This window comes from Coleofasciculus chthonoplastes PCC 7420 (assembly GCF_000155555.1).
Classification (GTDB): domain Bacteria; phylum Cyanobacteriota; class Cyanobacteriia; order Cyanobacteriales; family Coleofasciculaceae; genus Coleofasciculus; species Coleofasciculus chthonoplastes_A.
On sequence record NZ_DS989875.1, the window covers coordinates 42,751 to 68,036 of the forward strand.

Consider the following 25,286-nt stretch of genomic DNA (forward strand, 5'->3'; position numbering starts at 1 on the left):
AGCAGAGCAAACTGCTGTATAACGCATCATTATTCAATGCATTGGTGGGTTACGGCGGATATTTCACTGAAGGGTGATTGTCTTGATTAAATTCCCGCCTAACCCACCCTACAAGACTGATGACAAATGACAAATGACGAATGACGAATGACAAAAAAATAACCCCTTCTGCTTGACTCGACAGAAGGAGTTTACTGGGCTTCTACTATGTAAACTCGGAGGGAATTACTTGAGACTCAATTAAGCCTTGTTGTTCTTTTTGGACTGTTGGCGCTTGAGCAAACCGCCGATTCCTAGAGCAGTAGCGGAACCTAAGATGGTGAGGGGTTCGGGAACATCTTGAGTAGGATTGCCAGGAGCGTTAACATAAGCATCACTTTGGCTAGCAGTACCAATGCGTTGAACATGCATGCCAACCCGCAGCGAACCATCATTTAAGCCGGCAATAATACTATCAAACGAGCCATTAAATAACACACCTAGCATTTCACCTGAGTCGATTCCATTCGCCGCGCCACCTTGTCCATTACTACGTGCCACTTCAAAATTTTCATCAAAGCTTGGAGTTAGATTATTACCTTGAGGAAGATTGCCAACGTTGTTGGGAATTGTAAAGTTTACGCCAGACGCTGAAGTCTTACTGGAATCTAGGGAGAGGCTAGACAAAATGCCATCCATGTCATCCCAATAAATCTGCGTAATTGTTGAAGACGCTGGACCTGCGTTATTGAATTTAAAAGAAACTTGTCCACTACCAGCGTCAGTTACATCAAAGGAGAATTGATTAACTATCGAATCTCCAAATGTGTCACCACCTTGAATGTTGTTAAATCCAAACATGGCGGCTTCAGCAGGCATCATACTTGCGGTAACAGCGATTCCAGCAGCGGCGATAACAGAGGGAACGAGAGAAGAGAATTTCATGTCAGGACTCCTTAGGACTAGATAACTTGATTGCTGAAGCGTTTGGACTGATTTGCTTCGGCGTGTTTGCTTTTCTATATTCACACTATAAGGGACTTCACTTAGGGGTTGGGTAAAGTTGCAATGAAGAATGAGTTAATTTGTGTAAACTTTCCATAAAGATTAATCGCTATAAGGTGAGATGCCTTATTGGGTAAGGATTTGAGAATTTGATCAAAGTATCGGTATTCATGCCCTCTTGAGTAAAAATAACCACAAAGAAGACCCCCAGCCTGGTTTTTTGACGCAGGAAGACTCTTGGGGGTCAAGCTTGTTGTGATATTGGCTAAGTTACTTGTTTTAGTTGTTGTAGGTTGGGTTGAACGAAGTGAAACCCAACAGAGTATTGGTGAGACTCATAAATAAAACCAACTTACCTCCTGAATTGCTCAACAAAGCCAAACAAAAGGCAGAATACATAGGTTGGAATGCTTTTTTATATAACTTATGACGTATGAATAAGGATAGCTTTTGTTGCTCAGTTATTAAGGACAAGCTAGCTTGATTTACTAAAGGGAGTCCCTAAAATAGGCTTATATTTGATTACTTTTAGACCTGACGGCGGCTACGCCAGTAGCAGCTAAAACCGAGGGAACAAAAGCAGAACGTTTCATGTCAGTGCTGTTTAGGACTAGTTAACTCAATTCAATATTAGATAGTTGCTGGATGTGAGCAAAACCCTGAATCGCTTGCCATATCTGGCTTGAGCTTCATTGAATTCGCTCTATCGTTCAATATAAAGTAACCTTCGATACATGTCTATAAAGCTTCGATGAAGATATCCGGAAAATTAACCCTTAATTTAAAGTTTTGATGAAGATGTCTGGGATTTCCGTGGAAATACGGTAAAAATGGCGACATTATTCCGGCTGAAAACTAGGTATAGTAAGAGGCTGAGGATTTTCGAGTCTGGTTACATTAGAGATATCGTGATTTGCCGTCTTGATAGACCGCACCGTAGAAATACATAGAAGCTTCCCAGTCCTCTAATGGAACCAGGGGAACCAACCTGCTGAATAAGAGAAGGAAGTAGGGACACGATAATATCGTGTCCCTACCATACATAAATGGCGTGTGGGCTTAAGTCCTACATTTATTTTTTGATCCCGAACCGCCAGAACATCTGTTGAGATTCTATGCGCGATCGCTTCATTCTCCAATGACACACTCGCTTCCGTGTGAGATGTCCCAACAAAAACCTGGAATCACTCGCTACGTCTTGCCCAACCCGTTAAGCGCCAAATACTGACAAACAACGCCCCAGAAACCAAAGCGCCCAAATTCCACTTCACCGAATTCTCCAGTAACCGTAAGCGCCGAGACTTCTTCTGGGATTGAGCGTCCTCCTGCATCCGTGTCTCACCCTGTTCCAAAAATGTCGAAAGCTGCTCCTTCACCTCAGCTAACTGCTCAGTACCTTGAATCTGTGGCGTGCGCCCTTGACTATCCAATTGACTAATCAGAAACTGCATCTGTTCTACAGTCGTCGCTTGTCCTAGCGCCTCTCTCACCTGTTGAATTTGCTCTTGGCGCTGTTCAACTTGCCGAGTAATGTCATCCGTGTTCCGCGTGTCCAGCCGTATTGTGTCCACAATTCCCAAGGGAACCAGTAAAAAGTACAAAACCCCCACCAGCAAAGCTAGCCAGGACAAAATATTTAGAATCAGAGGTTCCCATCGAGTACGTTGATCTCGTTCGCCTAGAAACACCAGCGCCAATCCCAGCAACGGTACAGGAACCCGTTCCACCAATTGTCCGATAGTCTGAAACTCCCAAGCGGGATTCATCAACACCGGAGGTACAAATATCTCTACGACATCGAAAAATGCCAAAACTAATAACCCATAGCCGATCCACCGCGCCACTGCGATTGACTTGGATAAACCAGCGCTAAACTTCCACAGTTGGTCGATCGCGGGAACAAATTTATCTTTTTCTTCTGATTGCGTCATGGTTTTAATTATCGGTTATTTGTCATTCGTCATTAGTCTTATATCATTTGTCATACTTGCTCCCTTGAGAAGCAGGCTACGTCTTATGTCCGACATAATGATCACAACTAATTCATTAGTTAGCAGACTAATGACGTTTAACGTTCAATAGATTATCTCTTTTTCCCTACCTCTGGAAACAGATTGTCTAAATCATGAGGGGTAAGTTGTTCGGCATTTAAACCATAATGCCAAGAATTGGGAAATCCTTGTAGTGTGTTTAGCGAAGCCATGCCGCAGGCTTTGCATCTTGCTCACTACCTATACACAATTTCAATTCATGCCAGCTTCCGACTGTAAAGACGTGCCGTAGCCCATCTCTACCGACGGCTGCAACGCCAGGGACTCAACCCTGGGAAGCCTAGCTGCTGACTTTCCTTGCCCTTTCTCAGCCAGAGTTGCCAGAATGACTTTCAGCAACACCACGAGAACCGCACCAAAAATCAGTGCTAACACAAAAATCCGCACCTGTTTCCAGGACATTATGCCTCCTCAGTCTCCGGAGAACTCGTGTCCTCCAGCCGCAACAGCAACCAGTAGAACACGCCGAAAACCATCACAGAAATCATCCCGAAGACTAGAGAACCTTCGCCTTCATGCCAGTATTTAAAGGCTTCCATATTTTGGGCATTTGCCAGCACCGCCATCAACGCCACCCGGAAGCTATTGACCACAAATCCGACAACCAACGCCATGATTGGCACAAAATACTGCTTGCGGCGACTGATGGGAAACATGATTAGGCAAATCACCGATAGTCCCAGCACATAAGTCATCGCTTCCATACCGGAACAGCCATGATACACCTTAACGCCGCCATCAGGCAGGTTAATAAAGACCTTATCGTACAGATAGACCTGAAAGCCCATATAGTGCAGCATGAACGCCGAAAATATAGCTGTGATCGGCGAAATATCCGGTATAAATGAGGCAATTGTCGCCGGTCCACCGAGAAAAAACAGAATCGTTACTTCTTGCCAGTATTGTTTGAATCCTTTAAACCCAGAGGCAAGTAAGGCGACACCGACGACAGAAATAAAGGGCAGCAGGCGCAGTAACGGTGCTAACCTCTGCACATTTTCATTAGTTAGCCTCAACCCACTGATGTGGGCGCTATACCAGAGGACAAAGCCAATGACTAGCGCCCCAGCGATACTTGGGACAACTTCACTTTCCAGGTTTAACTCCTGGCGTTTGCCCCACAGCAGGGAACCAACCGCTAGCCAAAACAAGACACTCATGCCAAGCTGGGCTTCGTCTCCGGCTTTCCAACTGAGTGTCATATAGATGGCAACTAAGCCAGCCGCTATGGCAAGCAGCCAATAGGGGGGGATTTTTAATCGTTGCAGGGGTGTGAGAGAGGTCGCTTTCATGGTGCTTTATGGGTAGAAACGATGAGAGAGAAAATTAGCCAAACTGAATGCCTATCATTACATCATTAAAGTCGATATCACTATCGTTTGTCAGGTCTGTCCAGGCAAATTCATTGGGGGACAGTCGCCAGAAATTATCTATCCCATTGGGGTTCGCGGCAATGAATGAGAAAAAGGCTAAGGGCGAATTCCCCAGTAAATTGTCGGGATTCTCCCGTAAAAACTGTTCTGTTGTGCCGTTTGGGATCAGATACCATCCAAAAGCGCGATCGCTCTCCACATTCAGTGTCCGTTGCCCATTCCCCGTCTCTCCCGGTGCAACGATAACCAGGCGATTCGGCTGAGACAGGGCAGCTACAGCATATCCTGGATTACCGGGGCGATCGCCAAATTGACGAATGAAGAATGACGAATGACGAATGACAACTTAAAAAAACGCAACATTATCGCGAGTGCTTCGCAAGAATATTTTACATTTTTTTGCTCTAATCTTGGTTAAGCTAAAAATAACAGAGGAATTCAAGGAAAAATTATGAATGCTGTTTTTGGGACTAGCACAAAGCAACCCACCTGGCAAACGATTGCTCTGTTTGTCTTGGGTCTGTGGTTAAGTAGTAGCTTTATTCTAGACTTCGTGATCATGCCCACTCTGGGAACGGCTGGAATGTTGAACGACGCCAGTTTTGCCAGTGCGGGTTATTCGATTTTCTGGATGTTTAATCGGATCGAGTTACTCTGTGCCGCTTTAGTTTTAACCAGCCTTTTGGCAATACGTGGCACATCTAATCTCTATCATCATGTCCGACGCTGGTCGATCCTATTATCTGGGCTTCTGTTAGCAATTGCTATCATTAATACCTACATCATGACGCCCCAGATGAGCGCTCTAGCGATGCAACTGAATCTGTTTGAGCCAGCAACGGGTATGGCAAGCGGAATGGTTGAGATGCATGAAGGCTATTGGTTCCTAGAAGCGATTAAATTAATTGTCGGTGCGACTGTATTGGCTTGGTGTTATCACGATTCGCGAGAAATTGCTTAATAGGTTTTACCATTGAATCACCATCTGTAGGGGAACGACATATCGTTCCCCTACACTATCTTAAAGTCGAATGGCACTGACTTTAGAGTTTGTAGTCAGCGCTTTAGCGCTTATAGCACTAAAGTGCCTACTACGAAACGGGGGAGAATTCAAAGCCTTCTCAAGAGCAGGAGAGAGGTTTGGAGAGAGGTTCTCCAGAGCCCGTGAAAAGGTAATTCGATAGCCGTTACTCAGGCTGACAGACTGGTTTCGGTTGGTATTGGCACCTATAATCGCTCGGCTGGCATTTCTTGATACTCCCCGCCCTATAAGGGCGGGGATTCTATAAGGGCGGGGATTCTTTCGTCACAGGGATTCCAATGAATTTACCCTCAGAAAGCATCGTCATCGGACAATTGACAGCGTTGAACTGCATCAGATGCAAGTTGCGCCCCCCGGAGGCGACGTATCCCGACTTCCAATTCACTCAAATCTTCTTGTAAACCGCAATACTGAACTTGCAAAGTCTGTAATGTCTCAGCTTCCACTGTCTTGCGCTCTTCCAACTGACGCAGTTCAGTTCGAGCCGTCGCGATTCGTTGTTCGGTGGTTTGGATTTCGCCTTGTAATGTACTTAAACGCTGTTGTACGCTGCTAAATTCACGGCGAGAGACTTCCAGGCGTTCTTGAGCCGTTTCGATTTCACCACGTACCGCTACCAGTTGGGCTTCTAAGCTTTGCCGTTCACTCTGAAGCGACTCAACTCTGGCTTCGGCGCTGCTAACCTCTTGTCGCACTTCAACTAACCGTTGTTGCGATTGTCGCACCGAAGATTGAGAGGATTCCAGGCGTTCTTGAACGGTTTCGATTTCCTCTCGTACCTCAACCAGTCTCGCTTCTAAGGTTTGGCGTTCACCTTGGAGTGATTCAAATTCTACCTGTGCAGTACTAATCTCTTCCCGAACTGCAACTAACTGTTGTTGAGATTGTCGCACAGACAATTGAGAGGCTTCCAGCCGTTCTTGAGATGTCTCAATTTCCTCCCGTACCGCTACCAGTCTTGCTTCTAAGGTTTGGCGTTCACTCTGTAGGGATGTCAGTTGGGCTTGAGCGCTACTCACTTCCTCTCGCACTTCGACTAATCGTTGTTGAGATTGTCGCACAGACAATTGAGAGGATTCCAGACGTTCTTGAGATGTCTCAATTTCCTCCTGTATCGCCACCAGTCTCGCCTCTCGAGTTTGGCGTTCACTTTGGAGTGATTCAAGTTCTACCTGTGCAGTACTAATCTCTTGGCGTACTTCAACTAACTGTTGTTGAGAGCGGCGCACCGAAGCTTGAGAGGCTTCCAGGCGTTCTTGAGATGTCTCAATTTCCTCCCGTACCTCAACCAGTCTGGCTTCTAAGGTTTGGCGTTCACTTTGGAGTGATGTCAGTTGGGCTTGGGCGCTGGTAATTTCCTCTCGCACTTCGACTAACCGTTGTTGAGATTGGCGCACCGATGCTTGAGAGGATTCGAGTTGGGCTTGGGTGGTTTCAATTTCTTCTCGAATGGCGATTAACTGTTGTCGAGATTCCCGGATTTCGACTTGGAAGGATTGGAGTTGAGTTTGGGCGGTTTGAATTTCTTCGCGCAGGGCGACTAATCGCTGTTGCGATTGACGCATCGTGGATTGGGAGGATTCAAATTGGGCGGTGACGGTTTGGCGTTCATTCCGCAACGTCTCTAATCGGGCTTCGGCGGTGCGAATTTCGGCTTGCAGCGCTACAAGTCGCTGTTGGGCGCCACGAACTTCGGTGGTAGATTCGCCAGAGGTGGTAAGAATAGAGAGTAAGGTGGTTACTTCTAAATCTGTGCCGTTAAAACTCGCCGCTCGTTCTAAAGACGCGATCGCTTGTTCGTAACGCTCTAATTGATACAGTGCTAATCCGCGTCGTTTCCAGGCGAGGGCGTTTCGCGGTTCAAGTTCTAAGGCTTGATCACAACTGGCTACCGCGTCTTGATACCGTTCGAGTTTATACAGTGCGGCGGCGCGTTCCACCCAAACTGACGCCATCTGCTCATCAATTTGCAAAAGTTGATCATAGATGGAGAGCGCCTGATTATACTGTCGCAACTCATAAGACAGCACTTGGGCAATTTGCTTGGGTATGACTGTAGTAATTAAGGTTTGTTCATACTCCGATTCGGCGTTTAAGGTTAAGGTTTGTTGCCAAGTTGTCACCGCCGCCTGATAGCGTTGGAGTTCGTATAAGGCTTGTCCTTTCTTATACTGAGCTAAAAGATAACTGGGTTGAAGTCGAAGCGCTTCATCGTAGGATGCGATCGCACTTTCGTACTGTCCCCAACTACTGAATATCTCGCCGCGCCAATACCACGCCAAGAAAGCCTCTGGCTGAATCTGCACAATTCGTTCTAGGATGGCTATTGCTTCACGATACTTACCCACACCCCGTAACTGGCTCACCTGTTGCCATAATTGATCCAGCAGTTGAGCTTGTGCGATCGGCATCGTGGTGGGGGTGCGATCGAACTTCATTGGTTCAATCGGTGTTTGCACCGTCGCACTGGCGATACCACCAGTCATCAATGTCGCTAAGGCTACGCCTATCTGAACCGGGATTTTTGACATATTGACTCCTCAGACCTCAAGATACCATCAACGAGAATAACTCTGTTGATAGTTTAAATAATGTATAACTTTATCAACTTCTTTGTTTATATACTACTTTTGCTTAATAAATCCGTAATATCTTAGCAGAAGTTTAAGGATTCGTTATCTCTAAAGAGAGCGTAGACGATTCTTTGACGACATAATCATCGTCATTTGTCATTGGCTTCTATTGACAGACAAACGCAATTACCCCAGACGCGATCGTTCCTGGTTAAGCTGTCACGCATTTAAATTGGGAATGGGTAGCGAGCAAGATGCAAAGCCTGCGGCATGGCTTCGCTAAACGCATTACAACGATTTTGCAGTTGTTGACATTAAGGTTTAAATGCCGAACAGCTGCTAAAATTGTATGATGAAATCTCAGGTATGACTTAGATGACTGCTCTGAATTAGGGAATGCGAATCGCAGGAGCCGATCAATGCCCGACTAATTATAATATTTTGGAACCAATGTATCCAATAATTATCTTACCTGGTTCTAAGTCTACCGAAAAATGAAGTCGCCAAGCTCCTGGCGTCATGCGAACATGTAAACTGAAGATACGCTCGTTACCATCAGGACAGATAAAGGTTAACTTATTTTTCAACTTCTGGAGCCTTGATTCACTTTCTGGAGTTACCTTACTCGGTATATGTCCTGGAACCAATACGTTCTGCTTGAATATAGTGGAACTTATCACTAAAAAGACTGAATTTATAGACATCGGAAGCAGTTTTGGGTGAGGAAAGAGCTATCACATCTGCCTCTTGGTCGTAATTAAAACGCCATATCCCTTTCTTACCATCCTCCCAAACCAGCTCAAAACTGATTGAGTCTTCTTTGGCTCCCTCAAAAAGAGCATCTTGAGCTGTACCGATACAAACCAAGTCACCATTCAGAGCTAAACCTACGTCTGGTAATAAACTTTGTTGGTAGGATTGACGTAGCAAAAGAAGTGCTTGAAGTACTGAGGATTTACCTGTGCTGTTGAGACCAGAAAGCAGAGTGAGATATCTAAAGTTAAGATCCTCACATTCAAAAGGTTTAAAGTTTTTCAAGCATAATGAATGAATCATGTCAGCACTTCCTTTATTAATTTTTCAATAGTACCAAATCGATGTTTTACTTGATTAACTTTGCCAGTACCTTGAGAAATAGCTCCCATAAATTCTTCATCTGTTTCCATTAGATTAATAAAGTTTTTATTGAGAGATTCTTTCCTTTCTTTGAGTATATTCAAATTGTCAGAACTGATTTTAGCAAGATTGACTGACCAAGATTCAAACAAAGCTTTATTGAGTGGATATTTTCTTTTGAGATTAGCTTGAGATCGCTTGCGAAAAGCATATTTACCAAATATTTCATGTGCTGCATTCATAGATTTTGTAAACTCATGTTCAAAATTACTTAATTTATCGTCTGTCATCCCATTCAATTTTATCATTGTATCATTGAGAAAATCATCTAATATTTTTGATTTGTAATTTCTGTAATCAGTAATCATAAAAGCCAAGAACCTCAATACAAATTCATGATCTTCCATGCGAATTATACTTTTTTTTGTAATACTTGTGGATCTCTTGAATTCTGTAGATTCAGCTAGTTTAGACAAAATTTTTGTTGCTTTACCCTGGTTAATTGCATGGCGTATTTCCTGTGCAGATAGAGGTAATCCACCTGTGTTAATACGTTTGAATATATTAAATTTAACCTTCGGAGGTGTGCCTTTTTCAATTAGATAAACTGTTATTTGAGTTTCCTGAATTCGACGCTGATACTTTCGAGGAATTTCCTCATAACTATTATTCTCTATTTCGTTGAGATACTCCAGTCCAATTAGTCTAAGTTGCTTATCAATAACAAACTGTTTTAGTGCAGTTAATCGTTGTAAACCATCTACAACTAACCATTTATCCTCATTGGTTGCATCCATGTAGAATGCTGGTAATGGAATACGAATTAAGATAGACTCAATTAGTCTGCTTTTAGCGGCATCAGTCCAGATTCCTGCTCGACGTTGAAAATTAGGTGCTAAGTCAAGTTCATCATGCTCAATGCGTGAAAGCACTAAGTCGATAGTCATTGATCTGGTATCAACCCTAATCTTAGTTGGATCAAAAGGTTCAGTGGTTTCTTCTTCCTCTGGCTCAATCTCCTCTTCCTCAAACTCGCTCCAGTTGCCATTATCAATATCAGTATCTTCCTCAGAGAATTCTTCGTTTATGTTTTTCAAATCTGTCACAACGGGTACTCCTTATCAACTTCATTGTCACTGACTATGATCACAGCCAACCTCGTTCTTGTAAGCTCTTCAGATCTTCTTGAAACTCAACTACATCATAATGGATGCAAATATTACGCTCAGCTAGCAATCGCTGAAATCGGAGTTGATTCATCCCTACTAACTCACTGGCTTTCCCCAAAGATATTTTATCTTTTTGAAAGAGTAGAATAACTAACTCTAACATCAACTCTTCCGCTGACATCCCACTGGCTTTGACGATTTCATTAGGAATTACAACACTCATCTTTTTTTATTCTCCCGTATCTTAGATTTATTAAGGGCGATCGCGGATTAAATTGCTGATAGAATAGTATGCTGATTCTCCAGGTAGTTCTGGAAATCCTCCCCAACTTCACGAATATCTGGATCATCATGATCCACCGCTCTATGGGCAAGTCTTTTAACCAGTTCTCTATCAATATCAAGATATAATTCTAGTAATCGCCTATACTCTTCATCTGTTCCATCTTGGAGTAAGGGTTCAGCGCTCTTTTCAATGTTGGCTAAAAGCCAATTTTTAGGGAGCGAAAGAATAGCTTTCCGGCAAAGTTCAATATCTGACTGAGAGACACTCGCTAATTCAAGCAAGTCATCAAACAAGCTTTGACGCTCTTCGAGTTTTAGATACTCCATGAGTCTCAGTGCTGTACCTCTTTCAGTAGGATTGTGTAAAGCTTTCTTGATGAATCCGATTCGGTCAGGAGAATTATTGAGGAAGTCTTGGCGAGCTTGAATATAGGCAGTTTCTTGGTCAAACACTTTCTGCCAAAGTTCGATGTCGTTTTTTGGGGGTTGCTTTTGAAACATGGCTTTTAACTTTTATCCCTATCTTATTTCCTTCTTACCAGCGTACACCCATCCACTACTTAGAAATTTTTCCACAAATTCTGTAAATGGCATTTCTCGACTGGGGTAAATTGTATGATGGGTTGGTGAGTGAGTACCACCCACCTCTCTACCATCAGCGATTACATCAAGACCTTCAGGTAATTGTGTATTCTGATTAAGCTTGTGGTAGTGTCCTGTGAGTGGTGCGTATTGAACATCGCCAAAGGTAGATGCTCCTGTTGGTGGGTTTGTCGGTTTTACACAATCATTGTCAACAGCAATATCTTTATTTTGACGCGGTGGACGAGGGCGTTGTCTGTTACCAAAGGCGTAGAGTGTTATAGGTACGGTAACTCGCTTGACTACATTAGCGGTTGTTGTAGTCTCTTGGGGTTGGTGATCTGCCCCGCTATGAATCACTAATTTTACCAGCTCAATAATGGTTAGTGTTCCACTTTAGAGCAGTCGGGTATTTTTAGGCAAGACTAAACACCTATCCTCTACAATTACAGCATATTCAAGAGCGGATAAACCTTTTTTAGCCACTAAAGTGGCTACTACAAACGATCGCACCCTCTCATACCCAATCCGGGTTGACTACCCGCTTTATAAATTTAGTCCGCGCAGGCGGACTTTGTTTGTGTAGCTGCGACTTCCAGTCGCCATTGCATAAAACTAAAAAATAAACCCCCCGGAATCCGGGGGGTAGGAGAGATCTCAAAGGAGGAGAGATCAAACCTTCGCTTCTTCTTTCACCAACTTATCCCAACCCAAATCCTTGAGGCTGTTATTGCGGCGCAGAGGACGAGTTGCTAATTCCAGAATATCCCGCGCATTGGTAAAGCCGTGAATCTGAGCAAATGTAAACTCAACGGACCACTTAGTATTAATTCCTCGCGCTTCTAAGGGATTTGCATGAGCCATTCCCGTAATCACCAAGTCCGGTTTCGACTCATAAATTCGCTGAATTTGATTGTAGTTATCCGGTTTCTCGATAATCTTTGGTGTCGGTACTCCCATCTCCTGACAGGTTTTCTCCAGCAGATCCAATTCCGCTTTCTGATACCGCTTATCCATATAGGGAATGCCAATTTCTGGACAAGTCATTCCACAGCGAATTAAGAAACGAGCCAGGGAAATTTCCAGTAAGTTATCCCCCATGAAGAAAACCGATTTACCCCGTACTAACTTGACATACTCTTCCAAGTTTTCCCAAATATGGGCTTCCCGTTCGTCTAATCCCTTCGGTTCAATTCCAAACACGGAACAAATCTTTTCAATCCAGGCGCGAGTCCCATCGGGTCCAATGGGGAACGGTGCGCCAATTAATTTACACTTGCGGCGACGCATTAAGGTTGTGGCGGTGCGGCTTAAGAAGGGGTTGACACCTGCGACATAATACCCTTCTTCAATCACCGGAAGTTCCGTATATCGCTTCGCGGGTAACCAACCGGAAACTTTAATTCCTTGCTTCTTCAGTTCCAGGGTAAGATTCGTTACCACGGGGTCAGGTAATGACCCAAATAATACCAGGGGAGGATGATCCACATACTCTGATTCTTCCGCCGCAACGTCTTCTTTCTGGCGTCCGAAGTTGAGTAGTTTGGAAATCGCATTCCGTTCTTCTTTTTCCGCTTCTACCTTGGGTGCTTCTTTCGGACATTTGTGCGCCATCGCCGCCAGAACGGTATCTTCCCCTTGAGTGAACGCATAGTCCAACCCATTCGCCCGCGCTGTAACAATGGGAATCCCAAGCTCGGCTTCTAACTTCGGCGCTAAGCCTTCCAAATCCATCTTAATGATTTCGGTGGTGCAAGTGCCAATCCAGACAATTACACTAGGGTTGCGATCGCGCTTAATCTGTAAACATAACCGCTTCAGTTCTTCGTAGTCATTTAATTGGGCGGAAATATCTCCTTCTTCCAATTCCGCCATCGCATAACGAGGTTCGGCGAAAATCATCACCCCCATGGCATTTTGCAGGAAGTAACCACAGGTTTTCGTCCCAATCACTAAGAAGAAACTATCTTCAATCTTCTGATAAAGCCAAGCTACACAGCTAATCGGGCAAAATGTATGGTAATTTCCAGTTTCACATTCAAACTCTAGCGATTGGGGGGTTTGATCTGTAGTCATAAAAAGTTCTTCTCTCCTCGTTTCTCAGGTAAGTTTCTATCTATAAGAAGTCCAACGTCTTATGGTAGGGCTGGATTCAGCCACAATTATAGGGGCGGGTTGTAGGGGCGGGGGTTAGCCACTCAAACGACTTGTTACTGATCAATGAACAACAAAACCCGCCCTACCTCACTATCAACAAAACCCGCCCTTAACCCAATGTCTCAACGCCATAACTAATGACAAAGGACAAATGACAAATGACCAATTACACCATCATCAGGTCAAGTTCTTCTTCCTCTGACGTTACCTTAGGTTGTTGGGGATTCAGGTAGAAGTCAGACAGTAAAGAGAACAACTCGCGATCGGGGGAGTCATTGGGAACGACACCTTCGGGACGCGCCAACACTTGATCAGCAATATTCAGATAGTAATCACACACAGGTATCAGAGATGGATCAGTTTCTGCCATTTCAAAAATGGTTTTCCCTTTAACCCGCGAAATGCGAATATCTTCAATTAAGGGCAGAATCTCCAACACGGGAATGGGTACAGCTTCAATATACTTATCGATCAGATCCCGCTTCGAGGTACGATTGCCGATCAGTCCAGCTAGGCGTAAGGGGTGGGTACGGGCTTTTTCACGTACAGACGCCGCAATTCGGTTCGCCGCGAATAACGCATCAAAGCCGTTATCGGTAACGATCATGCAGTAGTCGGAATAGTTCAGAGGTGCAGCAAATCCCCCACAAACGACGTCACCGAGAACGTCAAATAGAATTACATCGTACTCGTCAAACGCATTAAGTTCCTTGAGTAGCTTCACTGTCTCACCGACAACGTAGCCACCGCAACCTGCACCAGCAGGGGGTCCACCTGCTTCGACGCAATCAACGCCGCCATAACCTTTATAGATAACGTCTTCGGGCCAAACGTCTTCGTAGTGATAATCCTTTTCCTGAAGCGTATCGATAATCGTGGGAATTAAGAAGCCTGTCAGGGTAAAGGTGCTGTCATGTTTCGGATCGCAGCCAATTTGCAACACCTTTTTTCCACGTCTGGCTAAAGCTACGGAGATATTACAGCTTGTTGTGGACTTACCAATACCGCCTTTTCCATAAACTGAGAGTTTCACGCTTCGTTGTCTCCTATCGTTTGGATCAAAACTGAAATGTTGTCGTAGCTGTTAAATATGCTGGCATCTAGGCTTGGGCTGAGTCGTCAGCCGTTGCTTGCTGCCTGCTAATCGCATTATTGACATAACTGCCTGAGAAATGAAAGGGGGTGTGGGAATGGGATGGGCTTTAAATCTCAATCCGATAACGCCTATCAATGCTTAAAGGCTTTTATAGCTTCAGAGTGACTATGAAGCCAATTTAATCAATTTATTATAATTTTGTGTATTTTTTTTATATAAATATGAACAAAAGCAAAAAAGAGGGTCAATTGATTTCCAGCCTGACTAAGCTGGCTCACGTTAGCCACCTGACTCCAGCTCAACGCTGATGGGAAATGGGAGATATAGATGGGGTTTGGCGCGATCGCATTCCCTAACCCTGAGACACCCTGATCCCCAAAAACCCTGGATTTACGTCACTTAGAGAACGTGCGATCGCAGATTTGGCGAACTCCGGCAAGATTGTTGTAAATAAAGATTAATTTTTGTGGCAGTGATGACATTCGCCGCGATCGCAAACCCCTGGCATAGGTTAAAGTCTATGGTTGCGATATAAATGTACCTATCCTCAAAAAACCAATGGTGTTGAGATTGTTCACCGGAGAAAGGCGGGGCGGGTTTAGTCACATCTGGGTGCAACTAAAAAGATAATCGTAAAACCCGCCCCTACGCACGCGCCAGATTCCCTATTGTTTTTTTGATCGCATCAGGATAACCACAACCCAATAGAAAAGCCATGACGCTTGTTTACTACTAAAATAAGATTACTAGCGCTCCTTTAAATTCAGACTTAACCGGGATAAACCTATGAAATTTATCAGCCCCAAGGTCGATTATGCCTTTAAAAAAATATTTGGTTCAGAACAAAGCAAAGAGGTTTTAATCAGTTTCCTAAATGCCATTATTTATAAGGGAGACAAAATCATTCAATCCTTGACAATTGCCAATCCTTATAATCCAGGTCAGGCAATAACTCTAAAAGATACTTATTTAGACATAAAAGCTGTTTTAGCTAACGGCTCTGTTGTTATTATTGAAATGCAAATAGCGCGGGTAACAGCTTTTAGCAAACGGATTGTTTACAATCTAAGCAAAGCTTATAGCAATCAGTTAGGAATTGGGGAAAATTACCTGATTCTCAATCCAGTGATCGGCGTAACGATTACAGACTTTATCCTGTTTAATAACACCCCAGATGTGATCAATCAATTTGTTTTTCAGGAAAAAAACAAAAACTTTGAATATCCTGATCCAGAATTGCAGCTAATCTTCGTAGAGCTACCGAAATTCAAGAAGACCTTGTCAGAGTTAACCAGTTTAAGCGATAAGTGGATTTACTTCCTAAGAGAAGCGGCTAGTCTCGATAATATTCCTAATAATTTGGGAGACGTGTCTGAGATAGAATTGGCTTTAAATATTGCTAACCAAGCCAAAATGACAGTAGAAGAGCTAGAAGTCGTGGAGCGCCGGGGAATCATGTTGCAAGATGAGAAAGGGCGGATAACGTATGCGGCAGAACAAGGGGAAGCAAAAGGAAGAGAGAAAGGACGTTTGCAAGAAGCGATCGCTCTAGTTATGCGTCTACTTACAAAGCGTTTTGGAGAACTGCCAGAGGCGATAAGTACAAAGGTTGAACGTTTGCCTTTGCAAGACTTAGAAAATTTAACCGAGGAGATTTTAGATTTAAATCGTTTGGAGGATTTGGAACGTTGGTTAGACGAACATTCGCCGTCTTAATCAGGTGTACCAAATCCTCTTAATTAACCTCCTTGATAACTGGGATAAGCTGTCATGTATTTAATTGGATCTTAGTAGCGAGCAAGATGCAAAGCCTGCGGCATGGCTTCACTAAAGCCTGCGGCATGGCTTCGCTAAACGCACTAAAAGGATGAAAGCCAGGTTGCAATGCTGAGTAGCTTATTGTTTCCTGGAAAATTTCTGCCCTCTAACTTGTTCTTTTATGCAACCGAACTAACGTTTCAATCGTTTACGTCGAGTACGACGCCGCAAGACTTGTGCTAACACCGTGGCTTCCCGTTCAGCTTTGCATAAATCGACCGATCGCGACGTCAGTAGAAATACACCCGATGGTTTGTACTGCACTAAAGGTAGCTTAGTGATCTGATATTCACAGACGTTAGGGATAATCGCCTGTGTTGACGAATGCTGCATCTTCTGGAGTGTTTTCCAATCCGTATTAACTTGTGACGCGATCGCTTTGAGTTCTAACAACGCCGCTTCTAGTTCTGTCGATAGCCGATTAATGTGAGACGCTTGAGACTCTAACCGTCTCCAGCCGTCTTTAGTTCGTTGCTGTAGCATCCGCACAGACGATTCAAGCTCAAAGGATAAAGGCGGTTGAGACTTTACGGGTTGAGGGGGTGCCTTGATTGCCTTTCGGGGAACTGGATTGGGGGAACGGTAACGCCGACGAGGTGGCTTTTTTAAGACGCGAGGGGGTTGACGCTGCATGAACTGGGAACGCAGGAATTGAAGTCCGGCTTGCAGTGTTTTCATGAGGATCACGCTGTAATTTGGTACAAATGTACTATATTGAGCGTGAAATAGCAAGCTCTCCTCAATAAAGAACGCCACAACGAAGAATCCCCCCTTTTACTAGAAAAGAGGGGACTCCCAAGGAATATTTCTTCAAAGATAGAGAGTTCAGTTAGTGCTTCTGTATAGGATTCGCTGGTTGAATAAGTGAGTTGAATGTACCAGCACTTTTATAGTAAGCCCCTAATTTGCTGATTGCCAATAAAAAAGGGTCATCTTTATAAAAACTTTATAGATATCACGATTTGCTTTATCAGAACTTAATATTTAACATCTGATATAGACAATGAGGGCGGCTAGGTGAACATTCTCAAAGCGAATGCACATCCCCGCCGCCTTTGTAGTGATGACAAGAGAAAGGATTACGGTGCTAAAGCGTTTCCGCGTAACAGACTACCAATCGTCTTGGCAGTAATTTTAAGCTGCACTAAAGGATTAGCAGGTACAACCGTTTTGTACAAGTAACTATCAAACGTGAGTCGCTGCACATCCAGATCTGAACACATCTCTACAAACGCTTCACGAGTCGCATCGGAGCGATAGAAGACGGTTTGCAGAATATCCAGCACCTTATAGGTGATGCCATATTTCTTATCCCAGCGCTTGAGATAAAGCTTGAGATCCGCTTCCGTGGGAATGCGAGTTCCACCATTAGAGGTTTCGACAATGGTTTCGGCACACATCCGGGCGGATTTTGCCGCAAAGTAAATCCCTTCACCCGACGATTTCGTCACCGTTCCCGCCGCGTCCCCAACTAATGCCACCCGACCAACGACTCGGCGAGGTCTGGGATGCTCTGGAATGGGGTGTGCCTCAACTTTGATGATTTCACCACCGACGAGTTTCTTGGCTGCACGAGCGCGAATCCCTGCCTGTAGCTTTTTAATTTTGGCTTGGTTCACCTTCATCGTCCCCGTGCCAACGGCAACGTGGTCGTATTTGGGGAAGACCCAAGCGTAGAAGTCAGGCGAAACGTCGTTACCTACATACATTTCTGCCAGGTCTTCATAGTAGTTCATCATGTCCCCTGGCAGGCGAATCCGCTCTTGGAAGGCGATCGCATAATTGTAGTTCCCGGCGTCAATTGCCTTAGCGACGCGGGAATTCGCGCCATCAGCCCCAATCACCAGGTCTACTTTCAGGGTTTTTTGTACACCACTGAGACTCCCATCGGAATGGTCAGCGTAGTGAAGGGTATAGGGTTCTGTATTACTTGTGGGAATATCGAGTTTATGAACAGTGCCATTAATTAAAGTTGCACCGAGCTTAGCAGCGCGGTTCCGCATGAAGCCATCCAGGATTTCCCGGCGGCACATACCAATATATTCGTCTTCTTTTACCAGGTTGATGTCCACCTCTATATTCGATGGCGAGATCATCTTCATCTTTCTGACTCGCCGATCAATAATTTCTGGTGGCAGGTCAAATTCACTAACCATACAGAGCGGAATGGCTCCGCCACAGGGTTTAGCATTGTCTAGCTTACGCTCAAACAAGTAGGTTTCGATTCCAGCTTTTGCTAGAGTCTCTGCGGCAGACGAGCCAGCAGGTCCTGAACCAACAACCGCAACCCTTAGTGCAGGCATTTTTTCTCCCAATCGTTTTCGAGGTACGGATTGCATGGTATCACGGACTTTTGGCGATTTCATCCGCAATGTGCGATCGCGGCTCATTTTGAAATACAGCTTAACAATTTCCTTCACAAAGCTTAATGTTTTGTCCGTTGTCCTTGGTCTTATGTCCCAGGAAAGGTATCTGCATCGTTACAATTAAGACAAACTGTTCAGTCCCATACTGATATGTCAGCACCTTTGTCACAACAACCAACAAGACAAATACTGGTATGTCAGCACCGTACTTGCCGCAAACAAGGTGCTGCCAAAGTCTTGGCAGCGTTTCAGGCTTTACCTGTTAATGGGGTGATAGTTAGCGGTAGCCGTTGTCTGGGAGAATGTGGCAATGGTCCGATGGTCGTGGTTTTACCCGAAGAAACATGGTATTGTCGGGTTCACCCCGATGAAGTCCCCGCCGTAGTACAACGGCATATCAAAGACGGACAACCCGTGAAGGTGATGCTCTATAGGAAGTATCATTGACCTTTGTAGGTTGGGTTGACGAAGGAAACCCAACTCCAAGATCAGCCTGTTGGGTAGATAGCGGTTTCGAGAAGGGCAGAATGAAATAAGGGCGGGTTTTGTTGAAAGGTTATCGGTAGGATACAACAATTAAAGGCTAAACCCGCCCCTACTGACTTCCATAATACTCGTGGGTCAAAAAGGGAACATCTACAACATCACCCTCAATCTCTCCCACCTGAACCTGAAGCCCAACGCCGCCGGCTTTGGTGCGGATATAGGCTAAACCGATGTAACCTTGTTCCGTTGGCGTACAACTGGTTAACTTCCCCACTTTTTCCCCATCCACGGTGATTACAGTTCCCGGTTCCACCGATACGGGTAAGCGCACTCCCCACAATTGCTGCTTGACGCCTTTGTAAGTATTTAATCGCGCGATCGTTTCCTGACCGATATAACATCCTTTATCAAAGGAAATCGTATTCCATAACCCTGCTTCTAGGGGATTATAATCCTCTGTCAGTTCATAATCAGGAAGCGGACGCCCTTGTTCAATTCGCAACTGTTGCCATACGCGATCGCCCATTGGTGTAGCATTGGCTGTAGTTAAGGTTTGCCATAGGTTTGCTGCATTGCTGGCGGGGACAATTAGGGTATATCCAGGGAGTGCAAAACCACTTCCTCTAGCAATTCGCACCTCTATATCATTTAGATTGAGATGTTGATGACTGGCATAGACATCACCAATCGGCAACTGGACACCTAGCTTGGTCAACAGGGTATCACTTTCGGGTCCGATTAGGCTAAAAATCGCACTATCATTGGAGATATCCGCCAATTCTACCCGATCCATGGGAAAGATATAGCGATCAAGCCATTCGAGTAACTGTTGACGCCGATTAGGGGATACCAATAGTAATACCGCCTCTTTCGTGACGTAAGCGGTTACCAGATCAATAGTACGGGCAGTTGAGGTCACAAAAACTGTATCACAACCCTGTCCCGGTTTCAGTTTCTGGAAATCATTGGTACTTTGATTATGCAAAAAGCGCAGTCTATCCTCATCAGAGATTTTCAGCAGTCCCCAATGGGATAAGTCAACTAAAGCCACCCCTTGACGCGCGGCTTGTAGGGCGGCTGCATCATTGCCGAAACTGGCTGGTACTTGCACCTGGGCTGGATCAAAGGTTGCTCCTGCACTACACTGCATCTCTTGTAAGGCTTGGCTCATACATCAAATCCTGTGGTTAACCCAATACGGCTTGGTTAATCAAAATTGTAGAGTAAAAGATGAATAGGGAAAACGCTCCCTTGAGAAGCAAGCTACGTCATTTGTCCTTTGTCCTTTGTAAGTGTAAGGGTTTAATGGATATTTACAGAATTTAACGTGGTTCAGTTTATTTCCACTGACCTACTTAGGGAGCAGCGTAAAAATAAAGTACCAGTGAGGAAAGCTGAATTCATGAACTCAGCCAAGTCTCCTTGGTACATGATTAAGTCGCAAGTCCCTTATACTTCTATTTAGGGCTTGCTGCATGAGTGTGGAAGCTAGACCAGATAAGGGTTTTAAGCCATTTTTCTACCCAACAAGTGCAAGGTTTTTACACTATAACCGTCAAAACCCTGGAATTTGTGCCTCCGCCAGCGCCAAATTTTCCCTCGACAGAGGCTTTAAACCATTGCCCATGACACACCGAGCGAAGCCGAGGTGTTGCCTATTCCCTATTGCCTCTCCCCACCACAAGACTTATTCAGCAACCCCTATTTAGTTCATCTATGATTAAAGATCATTCAAAGGATTAGGACGAGGATTGAAGGGACGATTTTGGGGTACTACCGTGAAATAAGGATTGAGGAACTCTTCCTCCACCCAACCTGAATGGTAATTCAGCTTAGTGGTCGTTTCTGTTAATTCCAATACTTCCAGATCACCCCGCAAGACGTTCATATTGGCAGGCTTTTCCCCTGTCCATTGATCCTGATCGGATACAATTCCCAGAGGTCCACCACCAAAGAAATTTAGGGCGACTTGATCAAAACCGCGTACAAAGCGATCGCCTTGCCAATGCCATTCGTGTCCCGCCCAGTAGAAAGGCGGTTGCCAAGGGCGAGGTTGCCATGATGACCCATATTTCTCAGACCAAGAACTCGTCCCCTCGTCTAAGGTGACGGTAAAGCCATCCTCATACCGAACTTCATACCGCCCTTTTTGGGTTTGGTAGTCCAATGGAGACCACCATAACACCTCTACCGTGTCTCCCACCTGATCTGGGTCAAGGGTAACGGCTGGAGTTTCCGCTAATAAACGGCGGTAAATCGGTAATCCCTGACTCGGTAGTTCCGCCTTTGCTGCAAATCGCCAACAAGACCAATTTCCAGGATTATCTGCCCCTTGCCAACGAACCTGGCAAACCCCGTTTCCGGTTCCCACCCAGAGGCGATCGCCTTCTAAGTGCAGTTGATCAGGAATTGCGCCAACTATTGGACTATTGCGGACAGTGTAAGAGGTAATTGTTCCGGATTTGAGACTAGGGGGAGAAGGACGATAGGCGACTAATCCCATTCCGGATAAATAGGGATTCCCTTCACCACTGATTTGTGTTCCCAGCCAAAAGACTGGATTGCCGGGATCTCCGGCGATGACAAAATCAGTAATTTGTTGCCCTTGGATTTCTTCAGGTTGAATCACCACCAACTCATTCATATCGGGATTGTAACCAACCATCGTGGCGATACCACTAAATCCTTCCCCTTGTTCCGATGCGACGGACAAAAATAGGCGATCCGCATAACTGAGGGCGGAGGTAATTCGCGGAACTCCCAAGGAAAATCCGACTTCAGCCTGCTTTACTTGGTCTAAGGTATAGAGGGGGTGACGTTGGGGTTGTTCGCTATTGGGAGTAATCAGTTCAAAGACAACCGTTTTGGGTTCAATTCCTTGGGCTTCATTGCCAAAGGGATTCGGTTCGAGAATGACGCGATATTGATAAGATTTTCCGTTCAGTTCAATAGTTTGATAGGGAGGGTTCTGGATATTTTCTGAGAATTGTTCAGGATTATTAGCTGTCTGGAATTCAGGGGCTAACGTTCCCGGTTCTACTGTCCAAGTGCGATCAAATCGGCAAAATACAATATCATACTGCTGCGTCTGGAAGGTAATCGTATCAGCATCTGTAATAATATCGCGAATGTGATAATCAAATTGCTGATACAGTCCCTCATCATTAGCAGACGCGATCGGTAGGGGTTCAGTTTGGCTAGGGCAATTAGCGGGATTCCTTATGGCTTGAGAGGAAATGTTCACCGGGGTGGTGCAACTCTGGAGTAATCCGATAATCGCAAAAATAGGTAAGATAGGTTTCATAGAAAAAGCACCAGAACTATTATTCTTAAAGACGAATTTCAGGACTTAGCGTTCCAATTTGTCATTTGTCATTGGTCATTGGTCATTTGTTACTAGACAGGGAAGGAAGAACCGGGAACCGGAAAAAGTAACAAAGATTCATACAGCTTAATACAGCTATTGTGTAATAGTCATGGCGGGTTTGGTTTTCTCTAGGATATCGGTCTAGAAACCGGGTTTCTTTGGGTGAAAGCTGGATATTTCGTTGTCATCCTCACGAGAAACCCGGTTTCTCGGAATACTTGACCGACGCTCTAGGTGAGGTTAGACATGGTATCAGATATCATTGTAGAGTGACTCTCTTAGTCGCTACTTCGTGAAATTTGCTCCGACAAAGGTTATTTATAATTCCGGAGAAATTTTCCCCACTCCACCGCCAGAGGAATTTCGGTAAACGGAACCTGAACTGTGGATTCTGGGAGGAGAAACTCTAGTGCGATCGCGCGACCTTTTTTGGGCGGATTCTCTAAGGTAACAATTTGCCCATCAACTACCAGTTTAATGCTTTGGACATCATTCAGAGAAAAGATTTCTATATCCACCGGACCCGAACGAGTCGGTTTTCCCCAGGTCAGATTCTTCCCCTTTTGTCCCAGTACCGCATAAATATCATATTTTGCCCGTTCAAATTGTTCTGCCCATACACGATATGCCTCAACTTTTTGATATTCATTCCAACCTGACCAAGCTAGCCAAATAAATACAGCGAGTAAGGGTAACCAGAGTAAACCACGTTCCATGTTCTTGTTAATCTATAAATAAACCAAAATATTCTAAGTAGTCGGACACAACAAAACAGCACGTCCACGCTGGTTTTGTTAACCAGCCTCAACAGGGTAAGCTCATCTAATTTAGTATAAATTGTACTTGACAAAAGTCAGAGTCATTGTGGAGCAAGAGGAAGGGTTTGCGATCGCGCCCCTAACGGGGTGAATCAAAAACCTTGTCGGGCGGTCATTGTGGAGCAAGAGGAAAGGGGGGTTTGCGATCGCGCCCTGGATATGGGTCAACCTGACTTTCACAAGCAAACCGATAAAAAATGTACTTGACAGGGTAGTCCGCCTGCGCGGACTGAGTTATAGCAACCGCCATAGCGGTTAGGACACATCATTTATGTAGAGACGCGCCATGGCGCGTCTCTACAATGGTGCCGAAAGTCCTAATCGATGTGTCTACTGCTATATAATCGGGGTGCCTAACCCAAATTGGGTATAACGAATGACAAACGTTTTAATCATTTTCACCGACTTAGATGGCACACTTATAGATTCTGATACTTACAGTTATCAGAATGCGATTCCTGTTCTCAATACCTTAAAGAATAATCAGGTTCCGGTTATTCCGGTTACCAGTAAGACACGCCTAGAAGTCGAAACGCTACGCCAATCCCTACAAATCAATGATCCGTTTATTGTAGAAAATGGTAGCGGTATCTTTGTTCCCCTCGATTATAACGACTTAACCTTACCCAAAAGTAACCAATGGGGGGATTATTATCTGCATCGCTTAGGTTGTACTTATGCTGAAGCAAGACAGGGATTAGAGAAAATAGCCACCGCCCTCAATGAACCCTTGCAGGGATTTGGGGATATGAGTGAAGCCGAGATTTGTCACTTGACAGGGTTGTCCTCCGATGAAGCCAAACAAGCCAAGGCGCGGGAGTTTACCGAACCCTTTCTGACTCCTAAGAAGGTAACACCAGAACGCCTGAACAAAATTGTACAAGACTTAGGATATCGGATAGTTGTTGGCGATCGCTTCTGTCATTTGATTGGTGCTGGAGCAGGTAAAGGAAAAGCGGTACAGTGGTTAGTAGATTCCTACCAATCTGCTCGACCTGATGCCAAAATTACTACCCTGGGTTTAGGTAATAGTCCCAATGACTTGGAGATGCTGGAAGTGGTGGATAGTCCGGTAATTGTTCCTGGAAATAAAGGAATTAATCCCGGCTTATCCGGTAAAGGATGGCAAGTTGCACCCGCACCCGGTTCTCAGGGTTGGGCGGAAGCAGTGAGGGGGGTTGTCTTGTCCCCACCCTAAAATAAAAAACCTACGCCTATAAGGAGTGTGTAGGGGCGGGTTTCACTACTATCTTTTTGGTTATACCCAGATTTAACTAAACCCGCCCCGACTAAATGACGAATGACGAATGACGATCTTCACCGTTAGCTTTTATTGTGTCCACCTATTTAATGTGAGTCTATAGTTGATCACGTCGTAAAATCCGCCACAGGTGTTCGGTTGCACTCACTAGGCGAGGACTAGAAGATTGATTAAAGTAAAAGATAAGAGATAGGAAAACAAACGACACTACCCAATTTCGATTATTACCATGAACAATCTGTCCAATCGAGTTCCAGAATTTTTTGATGGCGAAGGCGAAGGCGGTAACTTACTCTGGCAATATGTCCAGTCTCTGCATCCAGAAACCGTCGCCCAACTCTCTAAACCCGATCCGGAAGTGGTTCAGGTGATGGAACGCAACCTAATCGGAATGTTAGGCGCACTCCCTCATGAACATTTTAATGTCACGGTTACGACCAACCGCGAAAATCTGAGTCGGTTATTAGTTTCTGCAATGATGAGCGGTTATTTTCTCCGCAATGCTCAACAGCGCCTGGAATTTGAAAAGTCGCTGCACGAAGTTGCCGAAATGTACGACAATTAATTAACTATCTGTAGACAAAGTGAAATTCGTCATTTATCATACTCGCTTCGCGAAAAGCAAGCTACGTCATTCGGAAAAAGAAAACAAAGGACAAATGACATAAGACGAAGGACATAAGACGAAGGATAACCTTGTCATCTGCCATCAGAAGTGAGATGATCGCTCAAAATGAGTGGT

At 44.7% G+C, this 25,286-nt stretch carries 23 protein-coding genes and 1 pseudogene; 5 read left to right on the forward strand and 19 right to left on the reverse strand.

Annotation, left to right across the window (positions count from 1 at the left end; all coding sequences use genetic code 11):
* Positions 1 to 240 precede the first annotated feature (240 nt).
* From MC7420_RS32080 to MC7420_RS42085, 5 genes are all read right to left on the reverse strand, one after another.
* Complete coding sequence (locus MC7420_RS32080; protein ID WP_044210943.1) at positions 241 to 924, reverse strand: PEP-CTERM sorting domain-containing protein; 684 nt, start codon at positions 922 to 924, stop codon at positions 241 to 243.
* Between the two features lie 1,244 nt (positions 925 to 2,168).
* The gene (gene hpsJ-A / locus MC7420_RS32085) at positions 2,169 to 2,915 is read right to left on the reverse strand and encodes an HpsJ-like protein, cyanoexosortase A-associated (protein ID WP_006105908.1); all 747 of its coding nucleotides are present in this window, start codon (positions 2,913 to 2,915) and stop codon (positions 2,169 to 2,171) included.
* Between the two features lie 312 nt (positions 2,916 to 3,227).
* Positions 3,228 to 3,437: a hypothetical protein gene (locus tag MC7420_RS32090; protein ID WP_006105964.1), complete on the reverse strand. Its 210-nt coding sequence runs from the start codon at positions 3,435 to 3,437 to the stop codon at positions 3,228 to 3,230.
* Entirely contained in the window at positions 3,437 to 4,327 is an 891-nt protein-coding gene (gene crtA / locus MC7420_RS32095) for a cyanoexosortase A (RefSeq protein WP_044210946.1), read from the reverse strand. Before crtA ends, MC7420_RS32090 begins: the two co-directional genes overlap by 1 nt.
* Positions 4,328 to 4,361: 34 nt before the next feature.
* The gene (locus tag MC7420_RS42085; protein WP_006105937.1) at positions 4,362 to 4,607 is read right to left on the reverse strand and encodes a DUF4114 domain-containing protein; all 246 of its coding nucleotides are present in this window, start codon (positions 4,605 to 4,607) and stop codon (positions 4,362 to 4,364) included.
* Positions 4,608 to 4,859: 252 nt separating this feature from the next.
* Between MC7420_RS42085 and MC7420_RS32105 the strand changes: the two genes are divergently transcribed.
* On the forward strand, positions 4,860 to 5,369 hold the full coding sequence (locus MC7420_RS32105) for a DUF4149 domain-containing protein (protein ID WP_006105899.1): 510 nt from the start codon (positions 4,860 to 4,862) through the stop codon (positions 5,367 to 5,369).
* Positions 5,370 to 5,740: 371 nt separating this feature from the next.
* Here the strand turns inward: MC7420_RS32105 and MC7420_RS32110 are convergent, their stop codons facing one another.
* The 9 genes and pseudogenes from MC7420_RS32110 to MC7420_RS40905 form a co-directional block, all read right to left on the reverse strand.
* Positions 5,741 to 7,981 (reverse strand): tetratricopeptide repeat protein, encoded by a 2,241-nt coding sequence (locus MC7420_RS32110; protein WP_006105891.1) that lies wholly within the window; start codon positions 7,979 to 7,981, stop codon positions 5,741 to 5,743.
* Between the two features lie 666 nt (positions 7,982 to 8,647).
* A pseudogene (locus tag MC7420_RS32115) lies at positions 8,648 to 9,079 on the reverse strand (AAA family ATPase); the annotation flags it as partial.
* The gene (locus MC7420_RS32120) at positions 9,076 to 10,245 is read right to left on the reverse strand and encodes a DUF262 domain-containing protein (RefSeq protein ID WP_006105901.1); all 1,170 of its coding nucleotides are present in this window, start codon (positions 10,243 to 10,245) and stop codon (positions 9,076 to 9,078) included. The pseudogene MC7420_RS32115 and the gene MC7420_RS32120, both read right to left, overlap by 4 nt.
* Positions 10,246 to 10,285: 40 nt before the next feature.
* Positions 10,286 to 10,531: a UPF0175 family protein gene (locus tag MC7420_RS32125; protein WP_006105898.1), complete on the reverse strand. Its 246-nt coding sequence runs from the start codon at positions 10,529 to 10,531 to the stop codon at positions 10,286 to 10,288.
* A gap of 47 nt (positions 10,532 to 10,578) precedes the next feature.
* Positions 10,579 to 11,094, reverse strand: coding sequence for a hypothetical protein (locus MC7420_RS32130; RefSeq protein WP_006105962.1), 516 nt, complete (start codon positions 11,092 to 11,094; stop codon positions 10,579 to 10,581).
* Between the two features lie 18 nt (positions 11,095 to 11,112).
* Complete coding sequence (locus MC7420_RS32135) at positions 11,113 to 11,535, reverse strand: Tse2 family ADP-ribosyltransferase toxin (RefSeq protein WP_006105911.1); 423 nt, start codon at positions 11,533 to 11,535, stop codon at positions 11,113 to 11,115.
* A 312-nt stretch (positions 11,536 to 11,847) separates the two neighbouring features.
* Entirely contained in the window at positions 11,848 to 13,251 is a 1,404-nt protein-coding gene (locus MC7420_RS32140) for a ferredoxin:protochlorophyllide reductase (ATP-dependent) subunit N (RefSeq protein WP_006105925.1), read from the reverse strand.
* A gap of 247 nt (positions 13,252 to 13,498) precedes the next feature.
* On the reverse strand, positions 13,499 to 14,365 hold the full coding sequence (gene bchL / locus MC7420_RS32145; RefSeq protein WP_006105900.1) for a ferredoxin:protochlorophyllide reductase (ATP-dependent) iron-sulfur ATP-binding protein: 867 nt from the start codon (positions 14,363 to 14,365) through the stop codon (positions 13,499 to 13,501).
* A gap of 462 nt (positions 14,366 to 14,827) precedes the next feature.
* On the reverse strand, positions 14,828 to 15,034 hold the full coding sequence (locus MC7420_RS40905) for a hypothetical protein (RefSeq protein WP_157453421.1): 207 nt from the start codon (positions 15,032 to 15,034) through the stop codon (positions 14,828 to 14,830).
* A gap of 180 nt (positions 15,035 to 15,214) precedes the next feature.
* On the opposite strand from MC7420_RS40905, the gene MC7420_RS32150 reads away from it, so the two are divergent.
* On the forward strand, positions 15,215 to 16,144 hold the full coding sequence (locus MC7420_RS32150; protein WP_006105887.1) for an Rpn family recombination-promoting nuclease/putative transposase: 930 nt from the start codon (positions 15,215 to 15,217) through the stop codon (positions 16,142 to 16,144).
* A gap of 234 nt (positions 16,145 to 16,378) precedes the next feature.
* Here the strand turns inward: MC7420_RS32150 and MC7420_RS32155 are convergent, their stop codons facing one another.
* Both MC7420_RS32155 and chlP read right to left on the reverse strand, forming a co-directional pair.
* Positions 16,379 to 16,924 (reverse strand): hypothetical protein, encoded by a 546-nt coding sequence (locus tag MC7420_RS32155; RefSeq protein ID WP_006105976.1) that lies wholly within the window; start codon positions 16,922 to 16,924, stop codon positions 16,379 to 16,381.
* A gap of 401 nt (positions 16,925 to 17,325) precedes the next feature.
* The gene (gene chlP / locus MC7420_RS32160; RefSeq protein WP_390436254.1) at positions 17,326 to 18,585 is read right to left on the reverse strand and encodes a geranylgeranyl reductase; all 1,260 of its coding nucleotides are present in this window, start codon (positions 18,583 to 18,585) and stop codon (positions 17,326 to 17,328) included.
* A gap of 177 nt (positions 18,586 to 18,762) precedes the next feature.
* Between chlP and MC7420_RS32165 the strand changes: the two genes are divergently transcribed.
* Positions 18,763 to 19,059: a (2Fe-2S) ferredoxin domain-containing protein gene (locus MC7420_RS32165; protein WP_044210949.1), complete on the forward strand. Its 297-nt coding sequence runs from the start codon at positions 18,763 to 18,765 to the stop codon at positions 19,057 to 19,059.
* Between the two features lie 148 nt (positions 19,060 to 19,207).
* On the opposite strand, the gene ygfZ is transcribed toward MC7420_RS32165, so the two are convergent.
* The 3 genes from ygfZ to MC7420_RS32180 form a co-directional block, all read right to left on the reverse strand.
* A complete protein-coding gene (ygfZ, locus tag MC7420_RS32170; protein WP_006105963.1) occupies positions 19,208 to 20,269 on the reverse strand; it encodes a CAF17-like 4Fe-4S cluster assembly/insertion protein YgfZ in 1,062 nt (353 codons plus the stop codon).
* A 549-nt stretch (positions 20,270 to 20,818) separates the two neighbouring features.
* Positions 20,819 to 22,402, reverse strand: coding sequence for a hypothetical protein (locus MC7420_RS32175; RefSeq protein WP_006105890.1), 1,584 nt, complete (start codon positions 22,400 to 22,402; stop codon positions 20,819 to 20,821).
* Positions 22,403 to 22,779: 377 nt separating this feature from the next.
* Positions 22,780 to 23,181 carry a hypothetical protein gene (locus MC7420_RS32180; protein ID WP_006105975.1) on the reverse strand — a complete coding sequence of 134 codons (402 nt, stop codon included), beginning with the start codon at positions 23,179 to 23,181 and terminating at the stop codon, positions 22,780 to 22,782.
* A gap of 478 nt (positions 23,182 to 23,659) precedes the next feature.
* On the opposite strand from MC7420_RS32180, the gene MC7420_RS32185 reads away from it, so the two are divergent.
* Positions 23,660 to 24,481, forward strand: a complete 822-nt coding sequence (locus MC7420_RS32185; protein WP_006105952.1) for an HAD-IIB family hydrolase — start codon at positions 23,660 to 23,662, stop codon at positions 24,479 to 24,481.
* Positions 24,482 to 24,773: 292 nt separating this feature from the next.
* On the forward strand, positions 24,774 to 25,109 hold the full coding sequence (locus tag MC7420_RS32190) for a DUF760 domain-containing protein (RefSeq protein ID WP_006105960.1): 336 nt from the start codon (positions 24,774 to 24,776) through the stop codon (positions 25,107 to 25,109).
* Positions 25,110 to 25,286 lie beyond the last annotated feature (177 nt).